Source organism: Massilia eburnea, from assembly GCF_009720745.1.
GTDB classification, from domain to species: Bacteria; Pseudomonadota; Gammaproteobacteria; order Burkholderiales; family Burkholderiaceae_D; genus Rugamonas; species Rugamonas eburnea.
In genome coordinates this window covers 1-13,743 of the sequence record NZ_WNKX01000013.1, presented here as the reverse complement: position 1 = coordinate 13,743, position 13,743 = coordinate 1, and the positions used below count along the sequence as shown (strand labels likewise).

10 protein-coding genes are annotated in these 13,743 nt (G+C 61.2%); 3 read left to right on the top strand and 7 right to left on the bottom strand.

Going from position 1 to position 13,743, the window contains the following annotated elements; all coding sequences use genetic code 11:
* Window positions 1-1,548 (top strand): alkaline phosphatase D family protein, encoded by a 1,548-nt coding sequence (locus GM658_RS16995; RefSeq protein ID WP_155455247.1) that lies wholly within the window; start codon window positions 1-3, stop codon window positions 1,546-1,548.
* Here the strand turns inward: GM658_RS16995 and GM658_RS16990 are convergent.
* The 5 genes from GM658_RS16990 to GM658_RS16970 form a co-directional block, all read right to left on the bottom strand.
* Complete coding sequence (locus GM658_RS16990; protein WP_155455246.1) at window positions 1,545-1,952, bottom strand: glycoside hydrolase family protein; 408 nt, start codon at window positions 1,950-1,952, stop codon at window positions 1,545-1,547. The two genes, GM658_RS16995 and GM658_RS16990, sit on opposite strands and share 4 nt — an antisense overlap.
* Before the next feature lie 84 nt (window positions 1,953-2,036).
* Window positions 2,037-3,707, bottom strand: coding sequence for a long-chain-fatty-acid--CoA ligase (locus GM658_RS16985; RefSeq protein WP_155455245.1), 1,671 nt, complete (start codon window positions 3,705-3,707; stop codon window positions 2,037-2,039).
* 28 nt (window positions 3,708-3,735) lie between these two features.
* Window positions 3,736-5,430, bottom strand: coding sequence for a long-chain fatty acid--CoA ligase (locus GM658_RS16980; RefSeq protein WP_155455244.1), 1,695 nt, complete (start codon window positions 5,428-5,430; stop codon window positions 3,736-3,738).
* Between the two features lie 159 nt (window positions 5,431-5,589).
* Entirely contained in the window at window positions 5,590-6,720 is a 1,131-nt protein-coding gene (locus tag GM658_RS16975; protein ID WP_155455243.1) for an aminopeptidase, read from the bottom strand.
* Between the two features lie 9 nt (window positions 6,721-6,729).
* Window positions 6,730-8,784 (bottom strand): molybdopterin-containing oxidoreductase family protein, encoded by a 2,055-nt coding sequence (locus tag GM658_RS16970; RefSeq protein WP_155455242.1) that lies wholly within the window; start codon window positions 8,782-8,784, stop codon window positions 6,730-6,732.
* Window positions 8,785-8,880: 96 nt separating this feature from the next.
* Here GM658_RS16970 and GM658_RS16965 point away from each other — a divergent pair, with 96 nt between their 5' ends.
* Entirely contained in the window at window positions 8,881-10,074 is a 1,194-nt protein-coding gene (locus GM658_RS16965; RefSeq protein WP_155455241.1) for a M20 aminoacylase family protein, read from the top strand.
* Here the strand turns inward: GM658_RS16965 and GM658_RS16960 are convergent.
* The gene (locus GM658_RS16960; RefSeq protein WP_229416952.1) at window positions 10,071-10,919 is read right to left on the bottom strand and encodes an NAD(P)-dependent oxidoreductase; all 849 of its coding nucleotides are present in this window, start codon (window positions 10,917-10,919) and stop codon (window positions 10,071-10,073) included. The two genes, GM658_RS16965 and GM658_RS16960, sit on opposite strands and share 4 nt — an antisense overlap.
* Before the next feature lie 191 nt (window positions 10,920-11,110).
* On the opposite strand from GM658_RS16960, the gene GM658_RS16955 reads away from it, so the two are divergent.
* Window positions 11,111-11,656, top strand: a complete 546-nt coding sequence (locus GM658_RS16955; RefSeq protein WP_155455240.1) for an acyloxyacyl hydrolase — start codon at window positions 11,111-11,113, stop codon at window positions 11,654-11,656.
* 55 nt (window positions 11,657-11,711) lie between these two features.
* Here the strand turns inward: GM658_RS16955 and GM658_RS16950 are convergent, their stop codons facing one another.
* A complete protein-coding gene (locus GM658_RS16950; protein WP_155455239.1) occupies window positions 11,712-13,433 on the bottom strand; it encodes a M4 family metallopeptidase in 1,722 nt (573 codons plus the stop codon).
* Window positions 13,434-13,743: the final 310 nt, after the last annotated feature.

Below are 13,743 nucleotides of genomic sequence, written 5' to 3'. Positions count from 1 at the left end.
ATGCAGGACGGGCGCCGCCTGCTGCTCCAGACCGCGGCCCGCGTGGCGGCACTGGCAGTGCTGGCGCCCCATCTCCCCGCGCAAGCACGCAGCGCCACCAGAGGCGCCTATCCATTTTCGCTGGGCGTTGCATCCGGTGCCCCGCTTCCCGATTCGGTCATCCTGTGGACCCGGCTGCTGCCTGACCCGTTGCACGCGGCATCCATGCCGCCCGTCGCGCAGCAAGTGCGCTGGGAAGTCGCGCACGATGAAGCTTTCAGCAGCATTGCAGCCAAGGGCACGGCAGTCGCCTCGCCGGCGCTGGCGCACAGCGTCAACGTCGACGTGCGCGGCTTGCAGCCGGACCGCTGGTACTGGTACCGGTTCATGCTGGGCGATGCTGTCAGTCCCATCGGCCGCACGCGCACAGCGCCCGCACCCGGCAGCATGCCAGCATCGCTGAAACTGGCCGTCGCCTCCTGCCAGCATTGGGAGTTCGGCCACTACGCCGCGCACCGTCATATCGTCCAGGCCGCGCCGGACCTGGTGGCCTTCCTTGGCGACTATATTTACGAGTGGGGACCATACAGCCTGCTGCATCCCTCGTCCCCCCAACGCCGCAACGAAAGCTTCACGCTGGACGAATACCGTGCCCGCTATGCACAGTACAAGAGCGACGCTAACCTGCAGGCGGCGCACCAGGCCGCGCCATGGCTGGTCACCTGGGACGACCATGAAGTCGCCAACGATTACAGTCCCACGCGCGACGAGCTGCTGTCGCCGGACTTCGTACAGCGTCGCGAAGCGGCCTACCAGGCTTTCTTCGAACACCAGCCGCTGCGCGCGCAGCGCATGTTCCAGCGCCATGACTGGGGCCTGCTGGCGCGTTTCCATGTGCTCGACTCGCGCCGCTATCGTTCAGTGCATGCCTGCCAGCCGACAGGGCGTGGCGGTTCCAGCTCGGTCTATCGACGCTCCTGTCCTGAACTGGCGGACCCGCGTCGAACCATGCTGGGCAGCGCACAGGAAGAGTGGCTGACACAAGGCCTGAAAGAATCGAAGGCGCGCTGGAACATCATTGCCCAGCAGACGCTGATGACGCAGATGTCGCAGGTGCCTTTGGCGAGCGAGAAAGATGGCCGCTTCTGGACCGATGGATGGGATGGTTATTCCGCGGCGCGCGCCCGCTTGCTGGATGCCGCACGCAGCGCGCGCAATCCCTTGGTGTTGTCAGGCGACGTGCACACGTTCTTTGCTGCCGACTTGCGGCGCGATCCTGCGCGTGCGGCCAGCGCCGCCAACCCGGTGATTGCCACGGAATTCTGCGGCACGTCGATTACATCCAGTTCTCGTCCGCAAGCGCGCACGCAGCAGTTTGTCGACATGAACCCCGACCTGCACTTCGGCCGCAGCGACAAGCGCGGCTTCATGTTGCTGGATGTTCGGCCCGGGCGTGCGGCCATGTCCTTCCAGGCGCTGGACGATGTGCACGATCCCCAAAGCCGCATTGCGACACTTGCCAGCTTCACGGTTGTCGACGGCAAACCCGGCCCGCAGCGCGCCAGCTAAGCGCGGAACGGGGCGCTTTCTTCCTTGCGGCGGGCAGCCAGGCCGGCATGCGGCATCATGCGGCCGCCAACCGCCGCGCTGATATTGCGCAACATGGCGTCGGCAGCGCCATCGAGGTCGCCGGCGTCGATGCGGCGCAGCACCAGCATTGCGCCGCCGGCGCCAAGGTTGAAGGTGTAGCTGACCAGCGCATCGAACTGCGCCTGCGTGAGTGGATGGCGGCTGACCTGGCGCTGCACGGCGCGCTCCGCGCTGCGGACCGAAAGGTCGAAGGCTGCTTCGACCTGGTCGGGCGTCATGCCCGGGCGGGAGATTTCGTAGTAACCGCGCAGGCCTTCGCGCTGTCTTAATGCGCGGCGGCCTTCGGTGCTGATGGTGAGTGCGAGATTGTAAAGTTGGCCCATGATGGTTCCGGAGGCTGCTCAGAGGTTTCTTCCACTTTACAGCCCGTCCGGAGCCATTGCTTGCGCCAGATCAATCGTGCGGGCTTATGCTGCTTTCTTTTCGTCGCGCAGCTGGCGGCGAAGGATCTTGCCGACGTTGGTCTTCGGCAGTTCGTCGCGGAACTCGATGTACTTCGGTTTCTTGTAAGCTGTCAGTTCGTGCTTGCAGAACTCCAGCAGCGCTTCCGCCGTCAGGTTCGGATCCTTGCGCACTACGAACAGCTTGACGGCTTCGCCGGAGTTCGCGTCCGGTACGCCGACGCAAGCCACTTCAAGCACGCCCGGGTGGGCGGCGACTACGCCTTCCACTTCGTTCGGGTAGACGTTGAAGCCCGACACCAGGATCATGTCCTTCTTGCGGTCGACGATGCGCACAAAGCCGCGCTCGTCCATGATGCCGACGTCGCCGGTCTTGAAGAAACCGTCAGGCGTAATGGATTTGGCCGTTTCGTCCGGACGGTTCCAGTAGCCGGCCATGACTTGCGGGCCGCGGATCGCGATTTCGCCGGCGGAGCCGAGCGGCACTTCCTTGCCGTCGTCGTCCAGGATCGCCACTTCGGTCGAAGGAATCGGTACGCCGATGGTGCCGGTGAATTCCTTGATGTCCACGCGGTTGGCGGTAGCCACCGGCGAAGTTTCGGACAGGCCGTAGCCTTCGATGATCGGCGTACCGGTCACCTTCAGCCAGCGGTCCGCCACCGACTGCTGCACAGCCATCCCGCCGCCGTTGCAGATCTTGTAGCTCGAGAAGTCCAGCTTGGAGAAGTCAGGGTTGTTCAGCAGCGCGTTGTACAGGGTGTTCACGGCCGGGAACACGGTCACGGGATATTTGGCCAGCTCCTTGACGAAACCCGGGATATCGCGCGGGTTCGGGATCAGCATATTCATGCCGCCCAGCTTCCAGCCCATGAAGCAGGAAATGGTCAGCGAGTAGATGTGGTACAGCGGCAGCGCAGCGACGAAAACCATCTGCTTGTCGCTAGGCGCCATTTGCAGCCAGGCTTCGTTCTGCAGCATGTTCGCCACCACGTTACGGTGCAGCAGCACGGCGCCTTTCGACACGCCGGTGGTGCCGCCGGTGTACTGCAGGAAGGCGATGTCTTCCGGCTTCTGGTCGGCCGACTTCAGGGGCAGGCGCGAGCCTTCGGCCAGCACCTGCTTGAAGGTGACGTGGCCCGGGATATTCCAGGCCGGCACCATCTTCTTCACGTTGCGCACGACGAAATTGACGATCATGCCTTTCAGGCCGCCCAGCAGGTCGCCCATCGAGGCCACGATCACGTGCTTGACCGGGGTCGAAGCCACGACCTGTTCAACGGTGGTGGCAAAGTTTTCCAGGACGACCACGGCTTCGGCGCCGGAGTCGTTCAGCTGGTGCTGCAGCTCGCGCGGGGTGTACAGCGGATTGACGTTGACCACCACATAGCCGGCGCGGATGATGCCCGCCAGCGCGACCGGATATTGCAGCACGTTAGGCAGCATGATGGCAACGCGCGCACCTGGCTTGAGGCCCTTGGACTGCAGCCAGGCGCCGAATTGCTTCGACAGCTGGTCCACCTCGGAGTAAGTCAGGAACTTGTCCATGCAGACGTACGCGTTACGGCTTGCGAACTTCTGGAACGACTCTTCCATCAGGTGGGTCACGGAGCGGTACTGCGAAACGTCGATCTCCGCAGGAACGCCTTCAGGATAGGACTTCAGCCAGATTTTTTCCATCGTATTGCCTTTCGTGTGCCTTGCCGCCTTATGCAGCTTTCTTGTCGTCGGCAGGCTTCTCGTCGCGCAGCATGCGGCGCAGGATCTTGCCAACGTTGGTTTTCGGGAGCTCGGTGCGGAACTCGATATATTTCGGCTTCTTGTAGCCGGTCAGGTTTTGCTTGCAGTAGTCCATCAGCACTTCCGCGGTCAGGTTCGGGTCTTTCTTCACCACGAACACTTTCACCGCTTCACCGGAATGCTCGTCCGGCACGCCGATGCAGGCGCATTCGAGAACCCCAGGATGCGATGCCACCACGTCTTCGATTTCATTCGGGTAGACATTGAAACCGGAGACCAGGATCATGTCCTTTTTGCGGTCCACGATCTTGACGTAGCCGCGTTCATCCATCACGCCTACGTCGCCGGATTTGAAGTAACCGTCGGCCGTCATCACCTTGGCCGTTTCTTCCGGACGGTTCCAGTAGCCAGCCATCACCTGCGGGCCGCGGATCGCGATTTCGCCAGCAGTGCCAAGGGCTACTTCGTTGCCGTCGTCGTCCAGGATCGCCACTTCGGTGGACGGAATCGGCAGGCCGATCATGCCGGAAAAGTCGTTGCTGTCGAAGCGGTTGGCAGTCGCCACCGGTGCGGTCTCGGACAGGCCGTAGCCTTCCACGATGGTGACGCCGGTTGCGGCCAGCCATTTGTCGGCCACCGCCTTCTGCACTGCCATGCCGCCGCCATTGGCGACCTTCAGGCCCGAGAAATCGAGCTTGTTGAAATCAGGATGGTTCAGCAGCGCGTTGTACAGCGTGTTCACGGCCGGCAGCATATTGAAGCGGTACTTGGACAGCTCCTTGATAAAGCCGCCGATGTCGCGCGGATTCGGGATCAGCACATTCAGGCCGCCCTCGCGGATGCCCCACATGGCGCACACGGTCAGCGCGAAGATGTGGTACAGCGGCAGTGCGCAGATGATGGTGCGCTCGTCGGCCGGCAGGTCGGCCAGCTTCGGCGCCGACCAGGCCTGCATCTGCAGGATGTTGGCGATGATATTGCGGTGGGTCAGGGTCGCGCCCTTCGACACGCCGGTGGTACCGCCCGTGTACTGCAGGAAGGCCACATCTTCATGGCGCAGTTCAACGGGAGTCAGCTTCATGCTGCGGGCATGGCCCAGCGCATCCTTGAAGCGCACCGCATTCGGCAGCGAGAACGGCGGCACCAGCTTCTTCACGTTGCGCACGACGAAGTTGACGATCACGCCTTTCAGGCCGCCCAGCATCTCGCCCATATTGGCGACGATGATGTGGCGGACCTGGGTGCGCGGCAGCACCTGTTCCAGGGTGGTCGCGAAATTCTCGAGGATGATGATGGCTTCCGCGCCGGAGTCGTTCAGCTGGTGTTCCAGCTCGCGCGGCGTGTACAGCGGGTTGACGTTGACGACGGTGTAGCCGGCGCGCAGGATGGCGGCGATGGCGATCGGGTATTGCAGCACGTTCGGCATCATCACGGCGACACGGGCGCCCTTCTTCATGCCGCGGCTTTGCAGCCAGGCGCCAAGGCGCTTGGAATACTGGTCCAGTTCGGCGTAGGTGATGGCTTTGTCCATGCACACGAAGGCATCGCGCGATGCGAACTTCTGGAACGATTCTTCAAGCAGGTGAACCAGGGAGCGGTATTGCGTGGCGTCGATTTCTGCTGGGACGCCTGGGGGATACGACTTCAACCAGATTTTTTCCATCCTGTGCCTCTTTGTCTCGGTGTTATATGTTTTATTTGCGAAAATAGAACGACCGTGCTCTCCCGCACTCTAGATGCTATCGTGCGGGATGGCACAGGGCAAGCTATTTTCAGGATTTGGAACGCGTACTCTAGCGGGCCTCCGCGCTGCAACGCAGCATCAATTGACGGCGCCGGGTTCCCTGGCTGCGGCAGCCGTTGTGGTTTCGTTGACTTGCGCCATAGTGCGTGCCAGTTCGTGCAGCCTGTCATGCCGTTCAACGGAGGGCAGGTTGCTCATATTCCGCACCGCAACATAAAATTGAGGGAATGCCTTCTCTTTCAGTAGCAAGGCGCGGAAGCCTGGCAGCAAATCATTATAGGTTGCAACAGATGCCAGATGGGCATTATTCAAAGATTCCGCAAAGAATCGGTCATAGCCGTTGTAGCCGCCCCAGCTTGCCTTGAGTTCCTTGTAGCCATCGTGAAGGGAGGCAAAGATGCGCGCCTTTTCCTCCCGTTTCTTCTTCATGCTGGCCTTGCCGGCGTAATTGTCGGCAAGCATTTGTCTATGCTTGACCAGCAAGTTCATGAAGTCCTGCCGGCGCGTGTTGTAGCGGGCGTAGGCTTCACGCATGGCGTCGTTGCCATACAGGTCGAGCCAGCGTTCGACGCCGGCCTCCTCGACTGCCGTAGCGAACGCTTCGTTGAATTTGGAATCGCCCTGGACGTACACAACCTGGTGCGCCAGCTCGTGGAAGATCAGCTTCGCCAGCTCGGCATCGGAGTGGTTGATGAAGGTGGACAGCAGCGGATCGCTCAGCCAGCCCAGCGTGGAGTAGGCCGGCACGCCGCCCACCTGCACGTCGTTGCCTTCCTTGCGCAATTCGTCGGCAAACGCTTCGGCGTCGGCCTTGCTGTAGTAGCCGCGGTAGCTGACGCAGCCGGCGATCGGGAAGCACCACTGTATCGGCCGCAGCGACAGCTCGGGCGTGGCGACCACATTCCACAGCACGTAGGGGCGGTTCAGTGGTGCGTAGTTCTTGTAGCTGGAGTTGTCGGGCAGGCCGAGCTCTTTCACCGCGAATTTGCGGATCAGTTTGGCTTTTTCGAGCCGGGCCTTGAGCTTGGGATCGGTGGCAGGATCGCCCAGCCAGTCATCGACCGGGCGGGCGTCGGACCAGAGCGCGTACTGGCCCTGGGCAGCCTGGAAGTAATACTTGAATTGCGCACAACCCGCCAGAAGCGCCGCGCACACCCCCGCCGTCGCCAGGTATCTGGCGCGCAGTTTCAGGTGTGACAACGAGCGCATAAATCATTCTCAGGCGGCTTTCTCGACTTGGACCAGTGTATCGTAAAACGTCGGTGCGCGACCCATGTCAGTCAGCCGTTGGCTGGTGACCTCGTTGGCGTTCTTGCCATCTCCCGCCAGCTTCTTCCACCATATCGACAGCCCTACCACGAGGCCTTTGCGGGCCTTCGGCGTGACGCGGGCCTTGCACACGAAGGAACCGCGATCATTGAAGATGCGCACCATATCGCCGTGGTTGATGCCACGTGTTGCCGCATCGTCAGGACTGATGTCGAGGTGGGGCTCACCCTCCGTGGCACGCAAGCTTTGCACGTTGACAAAGGTCGAGTTAAGGAAGTTGCGTGCCGGCGGAGATATCATCGCCAGCGGGTATTTTGCCGCCAGTTCAGGGGAAGATGCCGCAGATTCGTAGTTCGGGATGTAGGCCGGCAAGGGATCCAGGCCATCGGACTTCATGCTTTCTGAATAGAACTCACATTTTCCTGATGGTGTGGGGAAATTGCCGCATGCAAAGGGAGCGTCTGGAACTTCCAGTTTCTGCCAGCCCTTCTTCTTGAGTGACTCCCAGTCGAACTGCACGAATGCCACCGAAGCGAGCTCATCATCGCTGTCGCGGAAGCAGGGATCGTCGAGGCCCATGCGGGCTGCCAGCAGGCGGAAAATCTCTGTGTTCGGCTTGGCTTCGCCCATCGGTGCGATGGCTGGGTTATTGGCCATCATGTACAAATGGCCATAAGCGCTGTGGGCGTCAGTGTGTTCCAGCTGCGTGGTCGCCGGGAGCACGATGTCCGCATAATCGGCAGTGTCGGTCTGGAAATGCTCAAGCACGACGGTGAACAAGTCTTCGCGCGCAAAGCCGGCCTGCACTTTGCCCGAATCCGGCGCAACCGCCAGCGGATTCGAGTTGTACACGATCACGGCCTTGACCTGCGGGCCAAACTCGGGCGAGGCCGGGCGCAGCAAGTCGTCGCCAATCGTCGTCATATTGATGGTACGTGGCTGTTTCGCCAGCAAATCGGGGCGCTGCAGCGCGGCCAGGTTTTTCTTGAAGGTGCCCGAGGCCGACAGCTGCACGCCGCCTGCCGCATGGCGCCATGCCCCGACCAGCGCCGGCAGGCAGGCGATATTGCGCACCGCCATGCCGCCGCCATGCACGCGCTGCACACCGTAATTCATGCGGATCGCCACCGGTTCGCCGCGCTTGGCAGTTTCGCCATAGTCGCGCGCCAGGCCTTCCACTTCGTCGACGCTGATGCCGCAGGTGGCGGCCACCCGCGCCGGCGTCCACTCAGCCACGCGCTGGCGCAGCTCTTCGAATCCGACCGTGTAGTCGGCGATGTATTCGTGGTCCAGCAAGTCGTCACGCACCAGGATGTGCATCAGGCCCAGGGCCAGCGCCGCGTCCGTCCCAGGCAGCAAGGCAATGTGCTGGTGGCATTTCTCGGCCGTCAGCGAGCGATACGGGTCAATCGCGATCAGCTTGGCGCCGTTGCGCTTGGCTTCCTGGGCGCGGGTCCAGAAATGCAGGTTGGACGCGATCGGGTTGCCGCCCCAGATAATGATCAGCTTGGCATTCTGGAATTGTTCGATATCGGTGCCGATCGAGGCGCCCACCGTGTATTTGTAACCGGTGGCGCCCGCGGTCGCGCAAATGGTGCGGTCCAGCAGGGAGGCCCCGATCTTGTGGAAGAAGCGGGACGACATGGAATCGCCCTGCACCAGGCCCATGGTGCCTGCGTAGCTGTAGGGGAGGATGGATTCCGGCTCAGTGGCCGCCAGCGGCTTCAGGCGGGCCGCAATCTCATCCAGCGCCTCATCCCAGCTGATGCGCTCGAACTTGCCTTCGCCCTTCTTGCCGACACGGCGCAGCGGGTAGAGCAGGCGGTCCGGCGAATAGGTACGTTCGGTGTAGCGGGAAACCTTGGTGCACAGCACCCCAGCCGTGGTCGGATGGTCGGGATCGCCCTTCACTTCCGTCGCGACCCCATTCTCGACAGTAACGAGCAGGGCGCAGGTATCGGGGCAATCATGCGGGCAGGCGGCGCGAACTTGTGTTTGAGACATCTTGAACCAGTTTATCGACGGCGGAAAACAGTATCGTAAACGATTCCTGAAAATCGCATCGGGAGGCTAGAATGGCAAGATCGATGGAGAAGAACAATGAAACTGATCGACCCGATTATTGCGTTTCAATCCGAGGTGCAGCAGATCCGACGCGACCTGCATGCCCACCCGGAACTCTGCTATGAAGAAGAGCGTACCGCCGACGTGGTGTGCGCCAAGCTGGCCGAATGGGGCATTCCTTTCGAGCGCGGCCTGGGCAAGACCGGCGTCGTAGGCATTATCAAGAACGGCAGCTCAAAGCGTGCCATTGGCCTGCGCGCGGACATGGATGCGCTGCCCATGCAGGAAATCAACACCTTCCCGCACGCGTCCAAGCATGCGGGCAAGATGCACGCCTGCGGCCATGACGGCCACACCGCCATGCTGCTCGGCGCTGCCCACTACCTGGCCAAGCACCGCAACTTCGACGGCACCGTCTACCTGGTGTTCCAGCCGGCCGAGGAAGGCGGCGCCGGCGCGCGCGAAATGATCAGGGACGGCTTGTTCGAGCGCTTCCCGATGGATGCAATCTACGGCATGCATAACTGGCCGGGTTCCGCGACCGGCACCCTGAGCGTGTGCGAAGGCCCGATGATGGCCTCCTCCAATGAATTCCACGTCACCGTGCGCGGCAAAGGCGCCCACGCGGCGCAGCCGCACAAAGGCATCGACCCGATCATGATTGCGGTGCAGATTGCCCAGGCCTGGCAGACCATCGTCACGCGCAACAAGAGTCCCCTGGATACGGCCGTGCTGTCGATCACCCAGATCCACGCCGGCAGCGCCACCAACGTCATCCCCGACGATGCGAAACTGGTCGGCACCGTGCGCACTTTCACCACCGAAGTGCTGGACATGGTCGAACAGCGCATGCAGTCCCTTGCAGAAGGCATCGCCGCCGCCTTCGACGCGGAGGTGGAGTTCAGCTTCCGCCGCAACTATCCGCCGCTGGTGAACCATGCCAAGGAAACCCGGTTCGCACTGGGCGTGATGAAAAACGTCGTCGGGGAATCCATGGTCGACGGCCATGTCGAACCGACCATGGGCGCCGAGGACTTCGCCTTCTTCCTGCAGGAGAAGCCGGGCTGCTACATCTTCATCGGTAACGGCGAAGGCGACCACCGCGATGGCGGCCATGGCCTCGGCCCCTGTGTGCTCCACAACGCCAGTTACGACTTCAACGACCGCCTGCTGCCGATCGGGGCCAGCTTCTGGGTCCACCTCGCAGAAGCGGCGCTGCCCAACGCTTAAGGCAGCCGGTCGGCCTGGGTGCCAACGCGCACGCCATCGTTCAGCCGCTCCAGCGCAAGCAGCGCGGCTGAATGGTCGGCACGCGGATACACATCCTTGATCGATTCATAGCGCTCCGTCACCAGGCTGGTGACCGGCAGCGCCACCCCCGCCGCTGCCGCCGCGGCCAAGATATTGTGCTGGTCCTTCAACTGCGTGAGCACCTGCCCGCCTGGCAGGAAATTACGCTCCAGCATGCGCTGCCCATGCACCTCCAGTACCCGGCTCTCGGCAAACCCGCCGCGGATCGCTTCACGCACCGCGACCGGATCGGCGCCCGCAGCCTGCGCCAGCAGCAAAGCCTCGGCCACGATATTGATCGTGCCGCCTACGATCAGCTGGTTGCACAGCTTCGCCACTTGTCCGCTGCCGGCCGGCCCAACCAGCTTGGGCTTGCCCATCGCTTCCAGCACAGGCCGCGCCGCCGCGAAGTCCGCCGCACTGCCGCCTGCCATGATGGCCAAGGTTCCCGCCTGGGCACCGCCAACGCCACCCGACACCGGCGCATCGATGAAGCGATGCCCGCGCGCAGCAAGCAATGCATGGAAAGACTGTGCTTCATCCTGGCGCGTGGAGCTCATATCGATCCACAATGTACCCGGACGCAGCGCATCGAGCGCCGCCTCGATGACGCCGCCGACCGCATCGCCCGCCGATAGCATCGACACCACGACCGGCGCGTCGGCAACCGCATGCGACAGCACATCGTCCGGATCCGCGCCAGCCGAAGCCAGCACGCCCGCCTTTCCGGCCGTGCGATTCCAGGCCGTCACCTTGTATCCAGCGGCGAGCAGACGGAGTACCATAGGTTCACCCATCAACCCAATACCGAGGAAAGCAATTCGCAGTGGATGCGTCACGATAATCTCCAGAAATACCAACGTTGCAGTGATTCTAACTATTGTAGCGGCGCCTGAAAAAAAATCGGAACGACCGTAGAATGCCCACCATTGCCACAACAAATATGAAGAATGTGGCAAGGACTAGAGAGAAAAACATGCAAATCAAAAAACTGTTCGCCGTAGCTACGGTGGGGATGGCAGCACAATCCGCCTTTGCCTTCGATCTCAATTCAGCGTATGTGGAATACGGCCATGGGCCCAAGGTCCAGATGGTGCGCCTGGGGGCAACCAAGGACTTCAGCCCTGACTGGAGCTGGTTCAACTCGAACGGCACCCATCTCACCGGCTACTGGGACGCCAGCGTTGGCTTCTGGGAAGCGCGTCAATGGGACAATGTGCCTGGCGCCAAAAAGCACATCGAGGATATTGGCTTCACCCCCGTGTTCCGCTTCGAGAACACAAACAAGAAGGGGTTCTATGTTGAAGGCGGGATCGGCGCGCACGTGCTGTCCAGGCTATACGACAACAACCGCAAACACCTGTCGACCGCTTTCCAGTTCGGGGACCATATTGGCGTCGGCTATGTCTTCGACAACAACTGGGAAGTCGCACTGAAGGCGCAACATTACTCCAACGGCGGCATCAAGGAGCCGAACAGCGGCGTCAATTTCGTGATGATGAAGGTGGCTTACCGCTACTGACAATAAAAAAACCGCCAGGTCCCCCTGGCGGTTTTTACGTTGGGCTCTACGTAGCTTATTCCGCTACGTCGGCGCCCACGTTGATTGCAGCGTAAGCGCGCATTGCGGCTTTCGCTTCCACGCTGCCCACGCCGTACAGTTCCTGCGCTGCTGCCACAACTGCGTTGCGCGCGTCAGCATAGGTCGAGCCGGAGGTCAGCTTGGTGGTGTTGGCCTTGAACCAGATGCGGTATGCCTTGTCGATGCCGATACCTGTCATGTTCTTCGGCGCCTGCACCAGGTACTTGGAGTAATAGTCGCTGGTGGTGGTGGAGCTGGAGCCCATGGCCAGGAAGTAGAACATGCGGTTGTTAGGGCCGCTCGAGTAGTGAGGATCCAGGCGCTTCAGGCTGGTGCTCCATGCGTCCGGGCTCTTGCCATCCTTGCTTGGCTTGTACAGCCAGCGCAGCGGGGTGCCGGTCTTCGAGATTTCCTTGCCCATCACCCAGTCGTTGCCTGCGTTGATGACGGAACCGGTGCCGCCGTTGCGTGCGTAGGCTTCCACGGATTCGCCGTTGATGTCGGACGAGGATTCATTCAGGCCGCCGGATTCGCCGCGGTAGGTCAGGTTGGAGGTCGCAGCGGTCACGCCGTGGCCCATTTCGTGGCCGATCACGTCGATCGAGCCCAGGCTGTAGAAGCTGGAGCCGTCGCCGATGTACATGCACTTGCAGGAATCGGTGTAGAAGGCGTTATCGTAAGCGGTGCCGACGTGCACGGCGATGTAGGTCGCGGTGTTGTTACCGTCCAGCGACTTCCACCCGATCACGTTGTTCATCGTGTCGTAGGTGTTCATCAGGCCCCACAGCGCGTTCACTGCAGCGGTCTGGCCGTTGGCGTTGGTGTCGCTGCCGCCGTTGTAGTTCTGGCCATCGCCCCATACGTTGGTGCTGTTGACGTAGATCACGCCTGGGGTTGGGTTGGAGGTCGAAGCGTGGTTCGCATCGGTGATCGCCATGCCGCCGAACTGGCCGCCGACGCCGCGGGTCGAATCCAGCATCTTGTAGGTGGTGCCAACCAGGGTGGTCTGGATCGGCACGTCGCCGTTGTACTGGCTATGGCCGGTGCCAACCACGCTCTGCAGCATGCTCCACTGGTCCAGCACGCTGCCGTCCTTGGCGCTCACGATGGTGTTGTGGAATACGGCTTCCTGGCCCTTGGACATACGGGTCTTCACCAGGTATGCCAGTTCGTGGTGGTCAACCACGTCTTTTACGTCCATTGCGTTCAGGTCCGCTTCGGCCTTGTTTTCGGCGCCGGCGACACGCACGGTCTTCATTACTGGGAAGATGATCAGTTCAGCCGATGGTGGATCGATGTCGGTGCCAGCTGCAACGGTTTTCTTTGCCTTGGCAATTGCATCGGAACCGGTCAGGGTTGGCTTGACGCTGAAACGTTTTGCCGACAGGCCGGCGCGGCGGTCGGTGAAGGACTCACCAACGATGTTGCCGCCCTTGTCGGTCACAATCACGGATTCGGATTCGAAAATACGCACACCCTTGTAGGTGTGGCTCATGCGGCTGATCGCCTGGCCGGCAGCACCTGGGTGCTGGGAAGCGATGGCGTAACCGTGGTCGGTATCCAGGCCAAACTTGCCGCGCTCACCGTTAAGGGTAGAAATCAGGCGTGCTTTTTCCTGTGCGGAGAAAGAAACTGGGCCAGACATCGTGCTGGTAGCACTAGCTTGTGCGGCAATCAAAGCGATCGCGGTAGCGATCAGGGTCTTGCGAATTTTCATGAATGCTCCATTAATCCCGTGTAGGTTTTGTGTTTATCGTCCGATTTTTTTCGGCTCGAGCTTTAACACTAGCGGGGTTCTGTGGAGAATGCAAAAATTCTACAAATTAAGACAGTTTCATTACAACAGTCTCAAATGAGACTTTCGAAAGTAAAGTGTCTAAGTTCTTACGTTTGGCGGGTCTAGAAAAGCAAAAAGCCCGCTGGCACATGCCTAGCGGGCTTTTCTAATAAGAGCCTGACGATAACCTACTTTCACACTGGTTGCAGCACTATCATCGGCGCAGAGTCGTTTCACGGTCCTGTTCGGG

Coding starts and splice junctions, on each gene's coding strand:
- GM658_RS16985 (WP_155455245.1), bottom strand. CDS start 3,707: ATGGAAAAAATCTGGCTGAAGTCCTATCCTGAAGGCGTTCCTGCGGAG.
- GM658_RS16960 (WP_229416952.1), bottom strand. CDS start 10,919: ATGGTACTCCGTCTGCTCGCCGCTGGATACAAGGTGACGGCCTGGAAT.
- GM658_RS16965 (WP_155455241.1), top strand. CDS start 8,881: ATGAAACTGATCGACCCGATTATTGCGTTTCAATCCGAGGTGCAGCAG.
- GM658_RS16950 (WP_155455239.1), bottom strand. CDS start 13,433: ATGAAAATTCGCAAGACCCTGATCGCTACCGCGATCGCTTTGATTGCC.
- GM658_RS16975 (WP_155455243.1), bottom strand. CDS start 6,720: ATGCGCTCGTTGTCACACCTGAAACTGCGCGCCAGATACCTGGCGACG.
- GM658_RS16980 (WP_155455244.1), bottom strand. CDS start 5,430: ATGGAAAAAATCTGGTTGAAGTCGTATCCCCCAGGCGTCCCAGCAGAA.
- GM658_RS16970 (WP_155455242.1), bottom strand. CDS start 8,784: ATGTCTCAAACACAAGTTCGCGCCGCCTGCCCGCATGATTGCCCCGAT.
- GM658_RS16990 (WP_155455246.1), bottom strand. CDS start 1,952: ATGGGCCAACTTTACAATCTCGCACTCACCATCAGCACCGAAGGCCGC.
- GM658_RS16955 (WP_155455240.1), top strand. CDS start 11,111: ATGCAAATCAAAAAACTGTTCGCCGTAGCTACGGTGGGGATGGCAGCA.
- GM658_RS16995 (WP_155455247.1), top strand. CDS start 1: ATGCAGGACGGGCGCCGCCTGCTGCTCCAGACCGCGGCCCGCGTGGCG.